Source organism: Flavobacterium sp. (assembly GCF_030146175.1).
Classification (GTDB): Bacteria; Bacteroidota; Bacteroidia; order Flavobacteriales; family Flavobacteriaceae; genus Flavobacterium.
Genome location: NZ_JASLCE010000050.1, coordinates 57791 through 77445, shown reverse-complemented (window position 1 = coordinate 77445; position 19655 = coordinate 57791). Strand labels below are relative to the sequence as shown.

Below are 19655 nucleotides of genomic sequence, written 5' to 3'. Positions count from 1 at the left end.
CCACACATATAATAATCGGCTACCCATTTCCAGTGTTCAATCTGAAATTCGTTTACCACAGGCACCTCATCCAATATCTGATGAATCTCCTTCGCCTTATACAATAGCGGTTCGTTCCGATGCAAGTCGATTGCCAATGCCGTATAGCTTTTGTTTTTACCAAAAGGCACCGCTACACGCATCCCTTTTTGAAGGAATTCATATTCGGCTTCGGAAACCTGATAGGTAAAGGTTTTATCCAGAGCTAACGGTAAGACAACTTCTACAAAATAAGACATCGGTTTGTTTTAAATTACAAAGATAACAGCTGACCATAAAAAAACACTTCCCGGGAGAAGTGTTTTTTTTTTATACTGTTTAAAAGCTATTTATTTTACTCTTGACCAGGTCTGGGTTCTTCCGATTAACGAAATACCCACATATCCTCTAACATTTAACTTATCGTTACCGTCTAATTTTACGGTACATTTATACAGTTTTCCTTTGTTTGGATCCAGGATTTTTCCATCGGTATATTCGTCGCCGGATTTTTTCAATCCTTTAATAATGGTTAATCCCAAGATCGGTTTGTCTTTATCTTCACCGGAACAATCTTTACATTTTGCATTTTTCTTTGCCGGATTTAAAATCTCCACCACCTTACCGTAGATTTTTCCTCCGGATTCTGTGATTTCCACTATTGATTTCGCTTCACCGGTTTCATCGTCAACTGTTTTCCATTTACCTACCACGCCTTGTGCCTGTGCGGTGAACAGTCCTACAAATGCTACAAAAAATACCGTTAAAAGTTGTTTTCTCATAATTATAGTTTTTTCGTTTTGTTAAATATATAAATTTTTTCTTTTTAATTTGTTAATAGTCGCGTTTAATTCAAATCCAAGCAACAAGATCATACAGTTTATCCATATATAAAACATCAATACAAGAAGTGTACCAATCGACCCATACAGTTCGTTATACCGTGCAAACCGCACCACATAAATTCCAAATACATACGAAGAAACCACCACTAAAATCGTAGTAAAGATGGCTCCGGCATTAAAAAACGGAATCTGTTTGGTTTCTCTTGTTCCGAATTTAAACAGGAAAGAAGCCGATACAAACAACATGATCAGGATAAAAGCATATCGCGCCAGCTGAATAAACAACACATCATCCAATAGCAAACGATTGGACAACATTTGGATCACCACCTCCGACACGACAATGGCCGCAACCGTCACAATCAGGAAAAAGGAAAAGATAATCGACAATCCGATAGCCACCGCATATTGTCGGAAATAACCTCGTGTAATCGTAATATGATACGACGATTCGAACCCTCCCAAAACTGCATTTAAGCCGTTGGACATTAAAAATATCGACAAAAAGAATCCCGACGAAAGGAGTGTTTTATAACTATTATTCATAATATCCATCAGGATCGCTTCGACAGCACCATACGTATTTGGTGGTACACTATCGGATACGAACTTTAAAAAATCCTCCTGAAATCCTTCTAACGGGATATACGGTATTAAGTTTAGTATAAAAAGGGCAAACGGAAAAAGCGCCATAAAGAAACTAAAAGCAATGGCACCCGCGCGGTACGAGAAAGCACCTTTGGCAATACCGATTCCATACAACTCCAACAAGTCATACAAGGATAGCCCTTCAAGCCCGGGAACTTTTATCGTTTTGATAAAAGCCATCAACTTGTTCAGTACCGGTATTTTCTCAATTTGTTCTTCGATTTCTTTTGACACTACGCTATCGTTTCGTTTTCGTGTTATTTTCTGATGTAATATACAAATTAAATCGCTTTCAGACTCAAGTCCATATTATAAATAGAATGCGTTAGCGCTCCGGAAGAAACATAATTTACACCACACTCGGCATAATGACGCACGGTTTCTTCGTTGATTCCACCGGATGACTCCGTCAGGCATTTTCCGTTAATCATTTCAACAGCCTTACGCGTATCGTCGTAGTTAAAATTATCCAACAGTATACGGTAAACCCCTTCGTTTTCCAAGATTTCACGTACCTCGTTCAGGTTTCTCGCTTCGACAATAATCTTAAGATTGAGATTTTTTTCTACCAGATAGGCATTTGTTTTCTGAATCGCTTTGGTAATTCCGCCGGCAAAATCAATATGATTGTCTTTTAGCATAATCATATCATATAATGCAAAACGATGGTTTTCGCCACCGGCTATTTTTACCGCCCATTTTTCGATCGCACGGATTCCCGGTGTGGTTTTACGCGTATCGAGAATTTTGGTTCCGGTACCTTCCAAAAGAGCAACAAATACTTTGGTTTTCGTTGCGATTGCACTCATACGCTGCATCGCATTTAGCACCAGTCGTTCTGCTTTTAGTATCGACTGCGAACTTCCGGAAACATGAAACGCTACATCGCCATATTTTACAGGCGTTCCATCCGAAATAAATACCTCCATCTGTAAAGCCGGGTCGACATATTGAAACACCATACGGGCAAATTCCACTCCGGCTAAAATACCGTCGTCTTTTACCAATAATTTTGCTTTTCCGGTAGCCGATTCCGGTATACAGGCTAACGAACTGTGATCACCGTCTCCTACGTCTTCGCGGATGGCATTGGTAATGATCAAATCTAGTTCGTGCTGAAATTGCGCTTCTGAAATCATCTGTTTTCTATTGAAATGCTAAAATAGGCATTCCTTTGAAAACTTAAAAATTTAAACCCACTTTAAACCTTTATTAACGCTGGCAAACCATTGGCTTCATACCGGCTTAACCTCCAATTTTTCAATTAAAATCATTTGATCATTTTCTTCCGATTTTACTACAAATACGTAACTTTATAACCATTAATCCACGCTTCGTTTCAACGACCCAATCGTTCAGGCGGATTCTTTACAACCAAATCCTTTATACGAATGAAAATTATCACGCAAACCAAAGGTGCCTTTACCATTTCCACCGACAAATCCAAACTGGACATCGCTGTTATTCACCATTACCTGTCGCAGGAATCGTACTGGAGTAAAGACATTCCGGTAGCCCGTATCCAGAAATCGATTGAAAACGCGCTTTGCTTCGGCATTTTCCATAATGATCAACAAGTGGGTTATGCCAAAGTTATTTCCGATTTTTCGACTATGGCTTATCTGGGTGATGTTTTTGTACTGGAAGCCTATCGCGGTCAGGGATTATCGAAATGGCTTATGGAAACCATTATGTCACATCCGGAATTACAGGATTTACGACGTTGGATCTTACTAACCGCCGATGCGCATGAGTTGTACCAAAAATACGGATGGAAACCTATTGCCAGTCCGGAGAAATGGATGGAGATTCACCGTCCGGATATCTATAAAAAATAAACAAATAAGGGATACCTGAAAAAACAAGTATCCCTTTTTTTATATTTTATTCTGTCTTATTTTATTGTAAAATTCATTCCTACATTCAACGCAACTCTGGAATTTCGGTACGACTTATCCTCTTTTTTTTGAGCCAGATCAGAAAAACCGGATTGACTATCGCATTCTACAAACAATTTAAGTTTGTCTGTAACCGGGATTTTAAGTCCAACTCCCAAAGCCACCCCCCAATCGGTTTGATTAAAATACTCTTTTACATCCCGTTTAAACCGCGAATCTTTCGCACTTAATAAAAAGCCCACATAAGGACCAAGATCCAGGTACCAGTTGCGCTTTTTTCCAAAATGCCAGCTTGCGGTTACCGGAACTGTCAGATAATCCAGATCGTAATTGGTTCCATAGGTAATATAGGGTGTATCTATTAAATAGATTGATCCCCGATTCCATCCTTTTTGATCATAGGTCAATTTTGTTTTGACACTCCATTGATCTGAAAAGTAATAATCGACCGACACTCCCGCATTCATACCATAGTGCTCTTTTGTCTCTTCACTTCCTTTTTGCACCGTTGCATAATTAAAACCCAGATTCGCTCCGAGTTCTACATCTCCTTTTTGCTGCGCACCAGACTGTAATACAAATCCAAAAACGGCCGCAACAGCCATAATTACTTTTTTCATATTTTTTTATCAGGCCGCAAAAATAAGACTAAATCAGAAATCCGAAAGAAAAAGTTTACACTGTTTTCAGCGCTTCCACCAACAAGTCGATATCTTCTTTTGTATTGAAATGACTTAATGAAATTCGTAAGCTTGGTTTTTTCAGATCGTCATCCGAAAGTATTTCAGCCAATACATGCGACGGTTTGATACTTCCCGACTGACAAGCGCTTCCACGCGAAACGGCAATCCCTTTCATATCGAGATTAAACAGTATCATCGCGGTTTTATCGTTAGAAAAAGGCAACAATACATTTGCAATATTATAAAATCCATTTTCACCTCCATTGATCTGCGTACCCGGAAAAGCAGTATGCAACGCGTCTATAAGGTAATGCTTGAGTTCGGTGATCTGATTGCGTTCAGTTTCCAAATTGACATACGACAATTCTAATGCTTTCGCCATTCCAACGATTTGATGTACCGCTTCGGTTCCGGCGCGCAATCCTTTTTCCTGTTCACCGCCATATAACAGCGGCTGGATTCCGGTATTTTTACGAACAAATGCAAATCCCACTCCTTTTGGTCCGTGAAATTTATGGGCACTCGCCGCTAAGAAATCAATCGGTAACTCTTGCAGATCCATTTCCATTTTACCAATCGACTGTACCGTATCCGAATGAAAATAAGCGCCGTATTGTTTACAGATACGTCCGGTTCTTTCCAAATCCAGGATTGTTCCGGTTTCGTTATTGACATGCATCAAACTCACCAGTGTTTTCTGTTCCTGTCCCAGCAATTCGCTCAGATGTGCGAAATCGATTCCGCCATTTGGCAATACGTTTACATAATCGACCGAAATGGAATATTCGTGTTGGAGCACTTCCACCGTATGCAACACGGCATGATGCTCTATTTTGGAGGTAATGATGCGACGTACACCTAAATCTTTAACCGCCGAACGCAATACCCAGTTATCGGCTTCCGTACCACAAGACGTAAAGATAATTTCCTGCGCATTCGCATTTAGCTGTTTGGCAATCGACTTTCGAGCCGTTTCCAGTAATACTTTGGCACTTCGACCAAAACTATGTGTCGATGACGGATTTCCGTAGTCTTCCGTTAAAACACTTACCATTTCCTGAACCACTTCCGGTCGGATCGCCGTGGTGGATGCATTATCCAGATATACTTTTTTCATAATTATACTTCTAACTGTTTTTTATGCCGTCTGAAGAGTAACTTTTCATTAAAAACCACAATCGAAACCAAAATCAATGAATAGGCCGACAATTGTTGTACACTTACCGGTTCTTTAAAATAGAAAACCGCCAACAGGAAATTGATAATCGGATTGATATAAATCATGATTCCCACCGTTGCCGAGCTAACTCCTTTTAACGCATACAAATTTAAAAACAATGGTATTATCGTGAACACTACAACAATGATCAACAAATAACCATAAAACAAACCTTCTGTTGGCAAAGCGCCACTATAAACCGGATAAAACGGCAACATACAAATTCCGGCTACCAACAGCTGTATGTTTAACAGCAGGAATTTATCCATTTCACTATTTTTTCGCTGGCTCACGAGATACAACGCATAGGTCGCCGCTACAATCAGGCTGTAAAAAATATCCATAAAGTGATTGTACGATAACAATACACAACTAAAAACACTAATTCCTACGGCTGTCCATTGCGCGTTACTCAGCTTTTCGCGAAGTATAAAATAGGCAAAAACGGTTGTCAGAATAGGACATACCAGATAGGCAAATGAAGCCGCCTTGACACTCACATGATTCATCACAAAGATAAAAAAGAACCAGTTTGCCATTAACAAAACGGAACCTCCCAACGTCAAAAACAAGATCTGTCGCTTATGATTGGGTAGCATATTTTTAAAATTAGCCCAGTCTTTTTTGATGATACTTCTGCGAAATACTATATTGATCAACGACATTAATACCACCCCTAAAAAGACGCGGTAAAACAAAATATCCAGTGAGGGATAATCATGGATTGGTTTTAATCCGAGGCTAAAAAATCCCCAGATCAAAAAGGCTACAAAAGCAGCCAGGTAGTATTTTGTTGCTTTCATCAGAAAATAAAATTCGGAGCAAAGGTAACGATTTCCCCTGCTCCGAATCTGAATTTAGCTTTTTCTTAATCTATTAATGTGCGGCTTTCACTTCTGTCGAATCCACATCTATATTTTGTCTGGCCAGTATCGATTTTACGATGATCGCAAAGAAAGTCAGGTAGGCAAAACAAATCACCGGAATCACATACGAATTATGAATTCCGATAATATCGGCCAATTTCCCCTGAATAGGCGGAATAATACCACCTCCTAAAATCATCATCACCAAAAAAGCCGATCCTTGTGCCGTGTATTTTCCCAATCCCATAATGGAAAGGCTAAAAATAGCCGGCCACATGATACTACAGGCCAAACCACCCGCCAGGAAGGCGTAAATTGCAACAATACCTTCCGTCATAAGTCCGGTTACCATAGCAATAAGTCCCATACATCCAAAAACCATCAGGGTTCTTGCCGGTTTGTCTTTACTCAGGAAGAAAGCACCGATCTGCGCCACTACGCAAATCACATAATAATACAGCGGCTCCACATCCTGACCTACCAAAATATTGAGTCGTATAACAATCACAAATGCGATTAATGGCACTACGATTAACGCGATTAGTTTTTTTGTCTGACTTAAATTAAACACGCTGATCGCTCCGGCCCAACGCCCGATCATCAAACTTCCCCAGTACATGGAAACATAAGGCGCTATTTCGGAGGATTTATACCCTCCGAATTCCTTAAGTCCGAGTAGTTCGCCAAGGTTACTTCCAATAGCTACTTCCACGCCTACATAGGTAAAGATGGCCAACATCCCCAAAACCAATTGCGGATATTGCATCGCACCCCATCCTTCGCTTTTTTTCACGGCACTTTGTTTCACAAATAACAATCCACCGATAATTACCAGTAGTCCTCCGGACAACCAGAACATTCTCTTTTTTTCAAGTGGCCCTTTAAGCACAGCGATCTCCGCTTCTATTTTTTTTACCACATGATCGGCCTGAACATGATCGTCATCCACCGAAATAGTAGCTTTTATTGCTTTGATTTCTTTTTTGAGTACTTCTATTTTCCGTGCTTCTTCGCTTTTATAGCTATTAAAAACCGGTACAAAAATAAAGACCAGTAATACCGTCATTACAATCAGAAAGCGCATCGCTTTACCTGCTTTCTCCATCGGTTCGTTTGAGATTCCGGCCGGTACTTTTTTCGAGAAATAGAACATGGCAGCCGCACCCAGAAACAACAATCCTACGCAGATGTACAACAATATAACTTTGTCCAGTTCGAGGTGTTTGATCTGTTCGTCAGTTACCGATGCAGTCGTTCCGAATAAAGCAAGCCCTACAATGATCGGCCCGATAGTGGTTCCGAACGAATTGATCCCGCCTCCGAGATTCACCCTACTGGCTCCCGTTTTAGGATCACCAAGCGAAATGGCAAACGGATTTGCCGCTGTTTGTTGCAATGAAAAACCAAGTGCCACGATAAAAAGACCTACCAACATTCCGAGGTATATATTGCTTTCCACCGCTACAATCATCGCCCCGGCTCCTAAAGCCGAAAACAAAAGTCCGTAGACAATACTCTTTTTATATCCCCAGTTTCCAACGACATCTCTTCCCTTGAAGGTTCCGAAGATAAACAACAACAAGGCTCCCATATAATAGGCCGTATAAAAGGCAAAATCGATTAGCTGGGACTGGAATTGGTCGAGTGAAAAATAATGTTTACAAAAGGGGATAAAAATACTGTTTCCCGCAGCGATAAAACCCCAGAAAAAAAACACGTTAATCAGGGTATACAGCGCCGGGTAGTTGGTCTTTGTTGGCGATACTTCCATAAGTACAAGAACTTGATTTAGGTTAGTTATGAGTTTCAAATATAGCAATTAAGTTGAATTTCATCCGATCCGTCCATAGTAAATACAAAAAAAGTTACTTTTGTTGCAAATTCTATAATCAAATGAAAAAAGTTTTTAGCGCATTTGTATGCTTATTCCTTCTGAATAGCTGTGACGACGGTGATATTGTCGTGGAAACCTTTGATTTTGGCAGTGTTGCCGTTCAAAAATGCTCCAACAATGATATTTTATTGAAAACCAGCGGTAATCAGTTAATGCTTTTAAACATCAGTCCTACGTTTTTTAAAAATGAAGAGACACCTCTCAATACGCCAAGAGCCTACACACTGCTTTATCCGACCGATATTATCTATCGTTCGTATTCGGGTGGTGTAACCTCTTCTTCCATCTGCGCGACCATACCGCCATCCAGCCCATCGGTAGTAGATGAGTACAATGTAAGACCCGGAGGAACCGTTGAAGTAACCACTTCCATGATTCCAACTGTTGATGCCACCTCCTTATCGACCCGAATCAGCTATAGTCATTTGATTAAATTTAAAAACGTTCAGTTTACAAACAATACTTCGACGATTTCGTTTCCGGAATATCTTTTCGGAACGTATACGTCGGCCAATAACACCTTAAGTTTTTCGTTTCCGGGAGCGGTTCCACAAAATTGTTCGGACAACAAAATTTACCTTAAAAACGGAGGCGAATTTTTATTGGTAGATTTACCAGCCGGTTCGTATCCGAGTGTAGCCGGAACACAAACCATCAGTTTGGGAGACACTGCAAAAGTGATTTCCAGAATGTATTCCACTTCGGTTGCCGGATCGAATCCGGACTATTCCGCCGTTGTTGCCTGCGCCGGAAGTACCCCTACCGCGCCGGTCGTTTTAAGCGAAGAATGGATCGCCACTCAGGGTACCGTTACGATCGTTACAACCGAGATTTTTGACGCGTCGAATACGACGGTTATCGGCTACAAACACAACCTGACATTCCAGAATATTGTTTACCAAAAAGGCACGCAATCCTTCACACATCCGCAATATACTTTCGGAGATTACACCACAAACTAATACAACACTATTCTAAAAATAAAAAAAAGACCGGGCTATACCCGGTCTTTTTTTATGTCATTACCGACTCGCGTTTTGTTTAAAATAAACCGCTGTCGCGCCCAATCCGTACTTCTGATAATCGGCATCCTGGAAGACAATATTGTCGTAGCGACCGAGTAAAAAATCCAGCTCGGCTTTTAAAACGCCTTCGCCAACACCATGAATAAAAACGATTCTTGGTATCCTGTTTTTTATCGCAAATTCGATTTGTCGCTGCGCCGTTTGCATCTGCAAAGTCAGAATATCATAGTTCGACATTCCCCGTTTTGACGGCACTAATTTTTCGATATGCAAGTCGATCTCCAACACGAAATCATCCTTGCGGGAACGCTTTTCCTTTACAAAAGAACGCTTTTTTGGCAGCTCTTTTTCTTTTAAAACAGAATCTAAAGTCATACCTGAACTAAACACATCTAACTTACTGGATTTATCCATTTTAATAAGTTCGTTGACAAAAAATGTCATCAAGAATCCATCGCTAGTTTCCACTAAAACCTGATCCTTTTTCACTTCTTTTACCACGCCACTGATATCCTCATCCAGTGCCGCAACATGATCTCCTATTTCAAACATCTCCTTCCTCCTCTTCCTGATTTTTGCCCGGCACTTTCTCCATCAGTTTCATCATCCCGTAAAAGAAAATCACCACCGCTATTATCTGCACCCAGATGTTCGGATTGGGTTGTGTTTGTTCGTACAATGCCCAGGCACCCATCCCGAAAAACAACAGTATATAAATCGTTTTCATATCACTTAATTTATTTCCTTCAAAAATAGTAAACTTTCGCATTCCTCTCCTTTTCCACACCACCAACTTATTCGCTGCCATAACCCCAATAAAAAAGCAGCCCGAAAGCTGCTTTTAAAACGTAAACAATATTCTAAGTTATTTTTTACTTTTCGAATTGTTTCAATGTGGTTGTTATGATACGAACACAGTCCAACAACTGCTCTTCAGTCATCACCAAAGGCGGTGCAAAACGAATGATATTTCCATGTGTTGGTTTTGCCAAAAGACCGTTATCGCGTAGTGCCATACAGATGTTCCAGGCGGTATCACTTTCTTCCGTATCGTTGATCACTATAGCATTTAAAAGTCCTTTTCCGCGCACTAATGTACAGATCGAACTTCCGGCAATATACTCGTTCATTTTAGCGCGGAACAGTGTTCCTAATTTTTCGGCATTGGCAGCCAGCTGCTCTTCTTCCACTACGGTCAACGCTGCAATTGCAACCGCAGCCGCCACCGGATTTCCTCCGAAAGTAGATCCGTGTTGTCCAGGTTTGATCACATTCATGATCGCATCATTTGCCAATACAGCTGAAACCGGATAGGCACCACCCGACAAAGCTTTTCCAAGAATCAGGATGTCCGGTTGTACGTTTTCATGTTGTACCGCCAGTAATTTTCCGGTACGTGCAATACCCGTCTGTACCTCATCGGCAATAAAAAGAGCATTGTGTGCTTCACACAATTCTTTTGCTTTGGCAAGATAGCCTTCGGCCGGTACATATACTCCCGCTTCCCCCTGAATAGGTTCAACAAGGAAACCTGCTATGTTTTTATTCGATTTAAGCGCGTTTTCCAGCGCAGTGATGTCATCATAAGGTATACGGATAAATCCTTCCGTATACGGCCCGAAATTCTTGCGGGCATTTTCGTCGTTGGAAAAAGAGATAATGGTTGTGGTTCTTCCGTGGAAATTATTTTCGCAAACGATAATCTGCGCCTGATTTTCCGGAATTCCTCTTTTTTCATAAGCCCATTTACGGCATAATTTTAAAGCGGTTTCCACGGCTTCGGCTCCGGTATTCATGGGTAATACTTTATCGAATCCGAAATAACCGGTTACAAATTTTTCATAAGCTCCCAATTTATCGTTGTAAAACGCTCTTGAAGTCAATGCTAATGTTTGCGCCTGTTCGATCATCGCGTTAACGATTTTCGGATGGCAATGTCCCTGGTTTACGGCTGAGTAGGCCGATAAAAAGTCATAATACTTCTTACCTTCCACATCCCAGACAAAAACACCTTCTCCTTTGCTTAATACTACCGGAAGCGGATGATAATTATGTGCTCCGTGTTTATCTTCCAGAGCAATTGCTTCAGCAGAATTGATTTTTTCTAAAACTGACATGGTAAAATAGTGTTGGTTTAGTGATCTGATATTCCTTCTTGTGAGGAGAGAAATCATCCTGTATATGCCGTGCAATTTACTAATTCCATTTAAAATTATAACAGTAAAACAAATCTTTAACTGTTTTTTCTAACAAAAAAGCAATCATTTCAATGTTTTAATAGTAATTATTGATTTTATCACAATGTGTTGTAAATATTCATTTTACTACTTCCCGTATATTCGACTTGTCATTCCCAAAATCTGCTGATTTAACTTTTTTATCCAAACGAATAGACAAAGACAGCCATTGTCAAGTCATTATCTATAAGCCACAAACAATAACACTACTCAATGTCTAATCTTTGTAAGTAATCTAAATTATCTATACAATGAAAAAGTTATACTTTACACTTTTCGTTACCATAGCCTTACTGACAATAAACTCTTCAAACGCACAGTCATTTCCCATCAAACCCTACACGACCAGATCCAAGACACCAACCTTAAAAAAAATGGAGCATTACAGAAGTTGCGACCATCGTATCAATACTTTATACCATACCGTACAATACACAACGACTATGTCTGATACCTTGGATTTTTACTTTACCCATACTCCAAATATTGACACGATCGTATACACTCCAAGGCAGGACGAATCGCAAGATGGCCAATGGGGCGAAGTCGAAATATGGGGCTCAAATGATTTTCCTTTTACTTTTCAATTGCTTGCCACAGTAGATTGGCAGCAAACCAAAGACATTAAAACACTAAAACTACCCGGAAATGGCATCAACAACCCTAACGTCATACGATTTGTCGTAAAATCGGCTTATAATAATTTTTCCAGTGTGGCCGAAATGAATTTTTATTCCGATCAACCGCAAGCAGAAAGTATTCCGGACAACTTTACTATAGATCCCGCTATGCTAAGCCACCTTGGCGATATTAAACTACCTGTTCATCATGGAAGTGCCTCGAATTATCAGCCCGGTGAAAACATCGAGAAATCTTTTGACGGAAATTATACTACTTTATACCATTCCAACTATAGTAACAAGACTTTACCTATTACACTCGAATATAATTTTACAGATGTTGACCAAATAGATTATATCATATATCACCCCAGAAAAGGAAATAAAAATGGCGTATTCGGGCGTATCAAAGTAGAAGCCCGAACCGCAACCGGCGATTACCAGACGCTGCTAGAAGAATATGACTGTGGCTTAAAAAGTACAGCATCTAAAATCGTATTCCCAGATAGTTTCCACAATCCGGCACAAGTGCGAATAACCGTATTGAATGCATTTAACAATTTTGCAAGTGCTGCAGAAATTGAATTCTACCATAAAAGAGAAGATGGAAGCAGCTATCCGCATATTTTCACAGATTCGTTGTGTTCCAACTTGCAGCCTGGCGTCACAGAAAGCGATATTGACTCCATCTCCAATCCCTTTTTTAAAACACTGGCACAACGTTTATTCAATGGTTCCTACTGGTTAAAATTTAGAGTACAGCAATACAAAGCAATACCGGCTCCTTGGAATACAAGATCTATTATAAAAAATGCTTTTGCATATAGTGCCTTTCAAAACCCTACAGGTATTGTATTTGAAACGAATAGTACTGCTGTTATATTCGTTGCTGATTATGATAGTAACAAGGGACAGATTTCTTTAATCGTACGAGACTTTGCAAATGAAAATACAGGTGAACAACATAGTTATCCACTCAAACCCGGAATAAACAAATTTACAATTAAGAAAAAAGGACTCTCCTATATCCAATATTATAGTAACGATTCCAGTTTACCCGGTGTAAAAATCAATATTGTCACCGGGGCTGTAAACGGTTTTTATTCTTATAACGATTCATTTAGTGACTGGATAGAAATAATATCCAACTCAATATATCCAAAGATAGACCTAGTTGGCGAGTATTTCACTGTAAACATAAGCAAAGTCCCCTTGCAAAACAATGCTCTTTTTACCATAAAAGAACTACTCCATACATGGAATTCCATTATAAACCTGCAATTTTATCACATTGGGCTCGTAAAATACGATCTTGTTCCGCGCAATAAAATGTTTGGCTGGGTAGAATCTAAAGGAGGGTGGTATGCTGGTGGTGTTGGTGCTCATTTTGATCTTAGCTGGGGTGAAGAAGCACTCACTTCAGTAAAAAAAATGGACCTATGGGGAATTTCTCATGAATTCGGACATCAAAATCAAATACTAAACGGATTAAGATGGACTGGCACCACCGAGGTTACCAACAATATTTACTCGGCTTACGCTGCTTATATACTGGGACATACGAAACTAACCCGACTGGAAACACAAAACAATTCCTATAGGGGTGTTTCATTTTCCGGCAATCTGTACAATATTTGTTATAACGAACTCGGCCGAAAACATCAAAACATCATGAGTAGTCCCGATTCTCACAATGTTTTTTCAAGATTAATACCTTTTTGGCAATTACAACTTTATTATGCTATTGCCGGTGCTGGTGTGAATGCGCCAACTCTGGAACAGGTAATGGCCGATAGCGATATAACGGGCAATACCGACTATGCAAATTGGCTCGGGATTACAGCACAAACAATCCGTAATACCACTACCAATTACAATAACGGCGAACAAATAATGAATTTCGTTAAATTCGTAAGCGATGCCGTACAACAGGATTTAACCGTCTTTTTTACAAAAACCGGATTCCTTGTTCCAATTGACGAAATGGTTGGCGATTATACTTCCGCCAGAATCACCATTACACAAGCCGACATTGATGCTACAAAAGCCTATGTCGCCAGTAAAAATTACCCCAAACCACAATCACCGGTAATACACTATATTACCGCCAAAAACCTGCATATGTACAAAAATAACCTGGCTGTGGAAGGCGTTCCTAACACCGGTTTTATAATTGACAACACCACAGTTCCCGGAAAAACCTATTATAAAATAGCCCATAACATCTGGAAAAACGCAGTAGCTTTCGAGACCATTGATGCTAGCAATGAAGTACTTTTTATCACAACTTATGCTACAGGCGATACTAAAGCCAACACAACGATGGTTCTTTTCCCCGAAAATGCTGTCGACATCTATGCTGTAGGAGCCAATGGAAAAAGAATAGCAATACTTTCAGATACCGTTATCGAGGCTGAAGAACCAACCGGGCCTACACATCCTGATAATCCTGTAGTCGTAACCGATCCTACAACACCTGTTGAACCAACTGAACCTACACATCCTGATGATCCTGTAGTAGTAACCGATCCTTCAACACCTGCAGAGCCTACTCTAAACATAACAACCAATGATCATCCGGATAAAAAAGAGTCGATACAAATATGGCCTAATCCGGCAAAAAACAATATTACTCTTAAAATTAAAAATGGTACTTTTAAAAAAGGTACAATGATCAATACAAATGGACAAATCGTTAAGCAATTCCAAACAAAACCAAGTACAAATATTAATGTAGCCAATCTTCCGACCGGTTTATATCTTATCGTTCTGGAACGCAACGACTATTCGACAGTTACCCGAAAAGTAATGGTAAGCCGTCACTAAACGATATGTTTTTAAAGTCTTCATCTTAGTTCAAACATAAAAAAAGCGCCTTTACAGGCGCTTTTTCATTTTTATTTTAGTAACCGGCTTATAAAAACCTTACATCATTACTTCATCGGCACTTGGACCATAACTTCCCGGAATCGGAATATTTAACAATCGTAAATAAACGCCCAACTGCGCACGGTGGTGTACAATCTGACAATAACACATACGGATTACTTCATATTTGGATGAGGTTTTATAAATCTGATCCCCGTTGCGCAACGTCCATTCTTCCCAGAATTCTTCTTCGTCGTTATCTTCCAATGCTTTTTTCCCCTTTTCAAGCGATTCTTCAAAAAACGCCAACAATTCAGCCGTGTTTTTTACCTCTTTCGGTTCGTACGGATTGTTTGCAAAATCAAGTTCACTGGTTGTTAGTACCATTTCCACCCATGCCGTTAGTTCGGCAATGTGCGCTGCCAATACTCCCATTTTCATACTTTTTGGGTGTGGTTGCCAGTCTAATTTTTCGGTGGGTACGATGGAAAGCATTTTTCGGGTTGTTGCTGCTTCCTGTACTAATTCTTCCTGTAACAATGTGATTAGTTTCATATAATGTATCGTTTTTTTGTTTAACAATACAAAGGAACAACCGGTTGGTGACAACCCTATGTCAGCAGGTTTTTAAAGTTTATTCTTTTTGTAAAATTTTTTCGGCCAGCTCTTTTACACGCACTTTTAATGAGGCCGGTTCCAGGATTTCGGCATAATCGGCAAACATAATATACCAACGGGCGAAACCTTCGTATAATGATTCGGTCAGGAAAGTCATTTCGATTTCGTTGCCGTCGATCTTTTCACTCACAAATCCATAATAATGCTTTCGTTCCTGCAAATACATTCCAATGGTTTTATCGATCCTAATCACCACTCTTTCTCTTTTGAAATGCAAATCCTGTTTGATCTGCTCCTGATATTTCTGAAGAGAAGAATGTTCTTTGCGAAAAGCTTCTTCAGTTAAAAGAATCGACACCACCCTATCGGCTCGAAAGTGCCTGTAATCCGAGCGATAATGACAATAGCCAACCGTATACCAGTATTCGTTTTCGTAGTAAATCCCGATGGGTTCGAGGAGCCGCTCCGTATTCTCTTCGTTTCCAAAAGCGCGATAGGTCATTTTTACAATGCGCTTTTCCGAAATGGCTTTTAGCAGTATATCCAGACTGTTATCCGGTGCTGTAGTTGTATTTTTTTTCTTTTTGCGAACATGGATATGATCTTCCAGTCCTTCTACCAGGTCTTTTTCCGAACCTCGTAAAACCGACCGGATTTTATACATCGCCGACCGGAAGTTATTTTGAATTGCCGTTTCAGACAGTTTTTCCATCAATTTTTCCGCCGTAATAAAAGCCATTGCCTCGTCCTGAGTAAACATAACCGGTGGCAATCGATAACCATCGACAATAGAATAGCCTACACCGGCTTCTCCGTAAAGCGGTACTCCGGCTTCCTCCAACGTACGAATATCGCGGTATACCGTCCTAAGGCTAATATTAAACCTATCGGCCAGATCCTGCGCTTTTACTACTCTTTTGGATTGTAACTGAATTAAAATTGCCGTAATGCGGTCAAATCGGTTCATGGTTTGCTGCTTTATCTGTCAAAAGTAAAACAAACCGACAGCTGTTCAAATTTTATTTTTTAACATCCGTTCCGATTTCTTTTCGTGTATTATTTTTTTCGGGATTCAAACAAAGCGATCAACTTTGTTACCGTATTCCAGTTGCGGGAAGTTGCCGTTACTTTAAGTTTGCCTTCAATCCAATTATTGGTCATTTTGGAATTTCCGGCCGAATTCACATAATTCAGATACAACGCCCGTCGGTCGGTTGCCATCTGAAAAGTATCGGGATGTACAAATTCCGGTTCGAGGCGCAGACTGTTTTCGGCAGTCGGTTCGGTAGCCAAAAAGGTAACATACAACTGCTTTACCGGAACTGTTGGTTCGTTTAAATAGGGATTCTGCGTAAAAATACGAAGCAGACTACTTTCCGAAACCGCTACTACCGGTACCTGAAAAGCATATTTTTCCAGTAGCAACGTTGCAACCTGTTTTTCAATTTTCTCCGGATCCGATTCGGAGGAATCAACAAAAACATTCCCACTCTGAATATAGGTTTGTACATTCGAAAACCCGGCTTCTGCTAACAGATTGCGCAGGTCTTCCATTTTTATAATCTTTTGTCCGGATACATTAATCCCTCTTAACAGGATGAGGTGCGTATACATGATGATGGCGTTTTTTTAAGATTACCGTGAACTTGGATCCTTTATCGGCTCCTTCGCTTTCGGCATAAATGCTGCCATTGCTGCGTTCCACTATTTTGCGGCAAAGATACAATCCTATTCCGGTTGACGGTTCTTTATTGGTTCCGGGACGGGAAAGTCTACTAAACTTCTCGAACAACTCGTCTTTCCGGCTGTTTTCAAATCCCATTCCTTTGTCGATCACAACAAAAACAACACTATCGTTTTCTTCCATTATATATAGGAGAATCTCGGAACCGGTATAGGAGAATTTGATCGCATTGTCTATCAGGTTGATCAATACACGTTGCAAATATTCTTCTTTCATAATCACATCAATCTTATCGACTTCCTTCACTACCCGCAATGTGAGCTTTTTATTATACAACTTCTGATCCGACACTTTTTCGATCAGTCCGATAATTTCATCCAGACGGTATTCCTGGTTTTCGGTTGCTGTTCGCGAAAAAGCTTCTTCCTCTCGTAATAACGAAATAAAACTCTCCAAAAATTCCATTTGATGTGTTGTCGATTCCAAAATCAGTTCCGCATAGTTTTTTATTTTATCCGATGGTTCTTCTTCCAAAATAAACCGGGCTAAAAACTGAGGTGTGGAAGCGTAGTTTTTTAAATCGTGTGACAGTAATGACGTCAGGTCTTTTTTTTCACTTAGAAGGTCTTCATTTTCATTGATTCGCAACTGTAGGTTTGTTAACAGTGTTCCCACCTCGTCGGTATAACGGGTAGGCAATGACGGAATTATTCCTCTTTCGCCATAACGTATCAATGCTTCCGACGCTATTTCCATAGGCTGTACCAGTTTCCGCAAAATCCAGAGCGTAATTGCGGTAGCCACCAGTGTTAAAACGAGTGTTATCACAAACAATACTCCCGGCGAAATGATATTGGGATGAAAAAGAATATATATAACAATACCTATTAAAGGGATGTGAATTCCTAAAAAAGCTACAAACAGGAATTTTAGTGCATAGCTTTTTCTTAAAAACGGAATATTAGACAACCAGGTGTATAATTTCATAGGGCCGTGAACAATTACAACATTGATTGTCTCAAATATAAACAATCCAACATTACAAATTGTACCACTAATAAAAAAAGTAGGTTTTAGCACTTTACAATCCTAACAATCCTTATTTTTGCCCCATGGGAAGAAAAAGAACAGATAAAATCGTTTTTGATACAGTAAAAGTCCTGGATGCAGGCGCTAAAGGTGTTTCGGTTGCTAAAGCACCCGATGGAAAAGTAATCTTTATTCCGAATGTAGTACCGGGCGACGTGGTTGATGTACAAACCTTTAAGAAACGTAAATCGTATTATGAAGGTAAAGCAGTTCATTTTCACGAGTTTTCAGAATACCGGGTTGATCCGGTTTGCGATCATTTTGGGGCTTGTGGTGGATGTAAATGGCAAAATATGAACTATGATCGTCAGTTGTTTTACAAAAACCAGGAGGTCTATAACAATCTGAAAAGAATCGGAAAAATTGAATTACCGGAATTCGAGCCTATTCTCGGTTCGGAAAAACAGTTTTTTTACCGCAATAAAATGGAATTTTCGTTTTCGAATTCCCGCTGGTTAACCGAAAAGGAAATCCAGAGTGAAGAAGATTACAGCAATCAGAATGCATTAGGATTCCATATTCCGCGAATGTGGGATAAAATTCTGGACATTTCCAAATGTCATTTACAGGAAGATCCGTCAAATGCGATTCGCAATGAGATCCGTCGTTTTGCCAACGAACACAATCTGCCATTTTTTAACCCTAGAAATCACGAAGGTTTATTACGTACCCTTATGATTCGTACGGCATCGACTGGCGAGATCATGGTATTGGTACAGTTTTTCGAGGAAAACCTTGAACAACGCGAATTATTATTAAACTTCCTGGCCGAACGTTTCCCGGAAATCACTTCGCTACAATATGTAATTAATAGCAAAGCCAACGATACGCTATACGATCAGGATATTAAACTATATAAAGGTAGAGATTATATTCTGGAAGAAATGGAAGGGTTGCGTTTTAGCATCAATGCCAAATCGTTCTATCAGACCAATTCGGATCAGGCATACGAACTTTATAAAATCACACGCGACTTTGCCGGACTAACCGGAAATGAACTGGTATATGATTTATATACCGGTACAGGTACAATTGCCCAGTTTGTATCTAAAAAAGCCCGTAAGGTTATTGGCGTGGAAGCCGTTCCGGAAGCCATTGCCGATGCGAAAGAAAATGCAAAACGCAATGACATTTCAAACTGTGACTTTTTTGTCGGCGATATGAAAGTTGTCTTTAACGAGGCTTTTATCGCGACGCATGGAAAACCGGATGTTATCATCACCGATCCGCCACGCGACGGTATGCATAAAGATGTAGTGGAACAAATTCTTAAAATTGCTCCGGAACGCGTTGTTTACGTAAGCTGTAATTCGGCAACTCAGGCACGCGACCTGGCTTTGATGGACGAAATGTACAAAGTAACCCGCGTACGTCCGGTGGATATGTTCCCACAAACGCATCATGTGGAAAATGTTGTACTTTTGGAAAAACGATAATCGATCG

General features: G+C 40.0%; 18 protein-coding genes and 1 pseudogene. 4 read left to right on the top strand and 15 right to left on the bottom strand.

Going from position 1 to position 19655, the window contains the following annotated elements:
• From Q1R07_RS06325 to nadC, 4 genes and pseudogenes are all read right to left on the bottom strand, one after another.
• Window positions 1-278: pseudogene (locus tag Q1R07_RS06325) on the bottom strand (primosomal protein N'); the annotation flags it as partial.
• Window positions 279-368: 90 nt separating this feature from the next.
• The gene (locus tag Q1R07_RS06320; protein ID WP_300487407.1) at window positions 369-800 is read right to left on the bottom strand and encodes a DUF2147 domain-containing protein; all 432 of its coding nucleotides are present in this window, start codon (window positions 798-800) and stop codon (window positions 369-371) included.
• Window positions 801-821: 21 nt separating this feature from the next.
• On the bottom strand, window positions 822-1745 hold the full coding sequence (locus tag Q1R07_RS06315; protein ID WP_300487405.1) for a YihY/virulence factor BrkB family protein: 924 nt from the start codon (window positions 1743-1745) through the stop codon (window positions 822-824).
• A gap of 47 nt (window positions 1746-1792) precedes the next feature.
• The gene (nadC, locus tag Q1R07_RS06310; protein WP_300487403.1) at window positions 1793-2650 is read right to left on the bottom strand and encodes a carboxylating nicotinate-nucleotide diphosphorylase; all 858 of its coding nucleotides are present in this window, start codon (window positions 2648-2650) and stop codon (window positions 1793-1795) included.
• Between the two features lie 252 nt (window positions 2651-2902).
• Between nadC and Q1R07_RS06305 the strand changes: the two genes are divergently transcribed.
• On the top strand, window positions 2903-3349 hold the full coding sequence (locus Q1R07_RS06305) for a GNAT family N-acetyltransferase (protein WP_300487401.1): 447 nt from the start codon (window positions 2903-2905) through the stop codon (window positions 3347-3349).
• Window positions 3350-3405: 56 nt separating this feature from the next.
• Here Q1R07_RS06305 and Q1R07_RS06300 read toward each other — a convergent pair whose 3' ends face one another.
• The 4 genes from Q1R07_RS06300 to Q1R07_RS06285 all read right to left on the bottom strand — a co-directional run bounded on the left by Q1R07_RS06300 (window position 3406) and on the right by Q1R07_RS06285 (window position 7948).
• Window positions 3406-4029 carry a porin family protein gene (locus Q1R07_RS06300; RefSeq protein WP_300487399.1) on the bottom strand — a complete coding sequence of 208 codons (624 nt, stop codon included), beginning with the start codon at window positions 4027-4029 and terminating at the stop codon, window positions 3406-3408.
• Between the two features lie 55 nt (window positions 4030-4084).
• Window positions 4085-5209 carry a cysteine desulfurase family protein gene (locus tag Q1R07_RS06295; protein ID WP_300487396.1) on the bottom strand — a complete coding sequence of 375 codons (1125 nt, stop codon included), beginning with the start codon at window positions 5207-5209 and terminating at the stop codon, window positions 4085-4087.
• Between the two features lie 2 nt (window positions 5210-5211).
• Window positions 5212-6114, bottom strand: coding sequence for an EamA family transporter (locus Q1R07_RS06290; protein ID WP_300487394.1), 903 nt, complete (start codon window positions 6112-6114; stop codon window positions 5212-5214).
• A 73-nt stretch (window positions 6115-6187) separates the two neighbouring features.
• The gene (locus tag Q1R07_RS06285) at window positions 6188-7948 is read right to left on the bottom strand and encodes an MFS transporter (protein WP_300487391.1); all 1761 of its coding nucleotides are present in this window, start codon (window positions 7946-7948) and stop codon (window positions 6188-6190) included.
• Between the two features lie 122 nt (window positions 7949-8070).
• On the opposite strand from Q1R07_RS06285, the gene Q1R07_RS06280 reads away from it, so the two are divergent.
• Window positions 8071-9033, top strand: a complete 963-nt coding sequence (locus Q1R07_RS06280; RefSeq protein WP_300487388.1) for a hypothetical protein — start codon at window positions 8071-8073, stop codon at window positions 9031-9033.
• A 60-nt stretch (window positions 9034-9093) separates the two neighbouring features.
• Here Q1R07_RS06280 and Q1R07_RS06275 read toward each other — a convergent pair whose 3' ends face one another.
• The 3 genes from Q1R07_RS06275 to rocD all read right to left on the bottom strand — a co-directional run bounded on the left by Q1R07_RS06275 (window position 9094) and on the right by rocD (window position 11213).
• Window positions 9094-9648 carry a Smr/MutS family protein gene (locus tag Q1R07_RS06275; protein WP_300487385.1) on the bottom strand — a complete coding sequence of 185 codons (555 nt, stop codon included), beginning with the start codon at window positions 9646-9648 and terminating at the stop codon, window positions 9094-9096.
• Window positions 9641-9904: a hypothetical protein gene (locus tag Q1R07_RS06270; protein WP_300487382.1), complete on the bottom strand. Its 264-nt coding sequence runs from the start codon at window positions 9902-9904 to the stop codon at window positions 9641-9643. The genes Q1R07_RS06275 and Q1R07_RS06270 overlap by 8 nt, the downstream gene beginning before the upstream one ends.
• A 64-nt stretch (window positions 9905-9968) precedes the next feature.
• A complete protein-coding gene (gene rocD / locus Q1R07_RS06265; protein WP_300487379.1) occupies window positions 9969-11213 on the bottom strand; it encodes an ornithine--oxo-acid transaminase in 1245 nt (414 codons plus the stop codon).
• 371 nt (window positions 11214-11584) lie between these two features.
• Between rocD and Q1R07_RS06260 the strand changes: the two genes are divergently transcribed.
• Complete coding sequence (locus Q1R07_RS06260; RefSeq protein ID WP_300487376.1) at window positions 11585-14779, top strand: M60 family metallopeptidase; 3195 nt, start codon at window positions 11585-11587, stop codon at window positions 14777-14779.
• Between the two features lie 99 nt (window positions 14780-14878).
• Here the strand turns inward: Q1R07_RS06260 and Q1R07_RS06255 are convergent, their stop codons facing one another.
• The 4 genes from Q1R07_RS06255 to Q1R07_RS06240 all read right to left on the bottom strand — a co-directional run bounded on the left by Q1R07_RS06255 (window position 14879) and on the right by Q1R07_RS06240 (window position 18110).
• Complete coding sequence (locus Q1R07_RS06255) at window positions 14879-15376, bottom strand: DinB family protein (protein WP_300487373.1); 498 nt, start codon at window positions 15374-15376, stop codon at window positions 14879-14881.
• Window positions 15377-15455: 79 nt separating this feature from the next.
• Window positions 15456-16406 carry a YafY family protein gene (locus tag Q1R07_RS06250; RefSeq protein WP_300487371.1) on the bottom strand — a complete coding sequence of 317 codons (951 nt, stop codon included), beginning with the start codon at window positions 16404-16406 and terminating at the stop codon, window positions 15456-15458.
• Window positions 16407-16495: 89 nt separating this feature from the next.
• Window positions 16496-17053: a DUF1697 domain-containing protein gene (locus Q1R07_RS06245; protein WP_300487366.1), complete on the bottom strand. Its 558-nt coding sequence runs from the start codon at window positions 17051-17053 to the stop codon at window positions 16496-16498.
• The gene (locus Q1R07_RS06240) at window positions 17019-18110 is read right to left on the bottom strand and encodes a HAMP domain-containing sensor histidine kinase (RefSeq protein WP_300487363.1); all 1092 of its coding nucleotides are present in this window, start codon (window positions 18108-18110) and stop codon (window positions 17019-17021) included. Before Q1R07_RS06240 ends, Q1R07_RS06245 begins: the two co-directional genes overlap by 35 nt.
• A gap of 125 nt (window positions 18111-18235) precedes the next feature.
• Here Q1R07_RS06240 and rlmD point away from each other — a divergent pair, with 125 nt between their 5' ends.
• A complete protein-coding gene (gene rlmD, locus Q1R07_RS06235) occupies window positions 18236-19648 on the top strand; it encodes a 23S rRNA (uracil(1939)-C(5))-methyltransferase RlmD (RefSeq protein ID WP_300487360.1) in 1413 nt (470 codons plus the stop codon).
• The last annotated feature ends 7 nt before the right edge of the window (window positions 19649-19655 follow it).